Below are 1,471 nucleotides of genomic sequence, written 5' to 3' on the forward strand. Positions count from 1 at the left end.
CGGCCTCCTGTAACCCGGCCGCGATCCGGCGCTCGGTCTGCTCCCGCCGGCGGTGCCGGTGCAGCGAGTCACGGGTCTCGGACACCGCCCGCCGGCTGCGGCGCAGTTCGCTGATGTCGCGCAGCACGGCCCACATCGAGGTCGTGCCGCCGTCGGCGTCCAGCACGGGTTCGCCCATCATGTGCACGGTCCGTACGGTGCCGTCGGGCCGTACGACGCGGAACTCGCCGTCGATCGGCTTGGCGTCGACCAGGCAGGCCGTCACCATCTCGGTGAGTCCCGGCCGGTCCTCCGGCAGGACCAGACCGGGCAGCTCGTCCAGGGTGAGGGCGGGGCCGGCCGGGTCGAGGCCGAGGATCCGGTACAGCTCGGCGGACCAGGTGGCCTGGTCCGTCAGGAGGTTCCACTCGGCGCTGCCGACGCGGGCGAGCAGCGGGCCGTCCGGGGCGGGCCGAGCGGGACCGGGCGGCGGGCCGTCCCGCAGCTGGGCCAAGTGCGCGTCGATGTCGTTCAGTTGGCGCAGGGCGAGGTCGTACAGGGCGCGCTGCCAGCGTTCCTCGGGGTCCGCACCGTCGCCCCGGGTGTCGCGCCGTACGGCGTCCACGTCGCCCTTGAGCCGCCGCGTCTGCCTTATCAGCGCCTCGATCGACCCGCGGCCGGGCGGCTGGGCGGCTGGTCGGTCCGCGGAGACTGGGGACGGCATGACGCACTCCGGAATGGGGGGACGGTACGGCGGGCGACGAGGGGGACCGTTACGACTCTCGCACAGCCCGCGACGGCCTGTAAGGGATTTGGCAACACACGTTACGGTGGTGCCGCAGGCATATGCCAGAGTCCTCCGGGAGGGATTCATGGGGACGAAAGGCGTACCCGCCGCCGCGCCCAAGTCGTAGGAATCGTACGTGTGTTGGGTGAGGCGGGCGGTCCGGGCCCTGGGCTCGCGCGGACGTTCGACACCGTCGACTTCCACGGAGTGGGGGAGCGGCCGGTACCCGCCGAACTCTGACCGGAATTGACGGCATGCGATCGGCCCGCACGGACTCCTGATGAGCATGGAGACCACCGTCGCACAGCTCGCCCACGCCCGCCTCGTCGCCGCCGGGGACCGTGAGGTCCCGGTGCCCGCCACGCTGCGCTACACCTCCGACGACCCGCTCGCGGTGTACCTGGACTTCCCCGCCGAGGCCGCCCTGCACGGCGAGGAGGTCACCTGGACCTTCGCGCGCTCCCTGCTCGACGAGGGACTCGGGGCCCCGGCAGGCCAGGGGGACGTGCGGATCCGGCCCTGCGGCCGCACCGGGACCGTCCTGGAACTCCACTCGCCGCACGGCATGGCCCTGCTGCTGTTCCCGGCCCCGGTGCTGCGCTGCTTCCTGCGGCGCACGTACGAGGTGGTGGCGGATGGTGAGGAGGATGTGACGGGGGTGGTGAAACGGGGGCTGAGCGCGCTGTTCGGCGGCGTGTGAGCCGC

The 1,471-nt window shown here is 72.8% G+C and carries 2 protein-coding genes; one reads left to right on the top strand and one right to left on the bottom strand.

Going from position 1 to position 1,471, the window contains the following annotated elements; translation table 11 throughout:
• On the bottom strand, nt 1-703 hold a 703-nt coding region (locus H5J33_RS35035; protein ID WP_181798685.1), incomplete at its 3' end, for a PAS domain-containing protein.
• Nucleotides 704-1,052: 349 nt separating this feature from the next.
• Between H5J33_RS35035 and H5J33_RS35040 the strand changes: the two genes are divergently transcribed.
• Nucleotides 1,053-1,466: an SsgA family sporulation/cell division regulator gene (locus H5J33_RS35040; RefSeq protein ID WP_181798686.1), complete on the top strand. Its 414-nt coding sequence runs from the start codon at nt 1,053-1,055 to the stop codon at nt 1,464-1,466.
• Nucleotides 1,467-1,471: the final 5 nt, after the last annotated feature.

It is taken from the genome of Streptomyces sp. WELS2 (genome assembly GCF_013870595.1).
Lineage (GTDB): Bacteria > Actinomycetota > Actinomycetes > Streptomycetales > Streptomycetaceae > Streptomyces.

What these genes read in the sequence shown, in the direction of transcription:
- H5J33_RS35040 (WP_181798686.1), top strand. Translation starts at nt 1,053, where the DNA reads ATGGAGACCACCGTCGCACAGCTCGCCCACGCCCGCCTCGTCGCCGCC.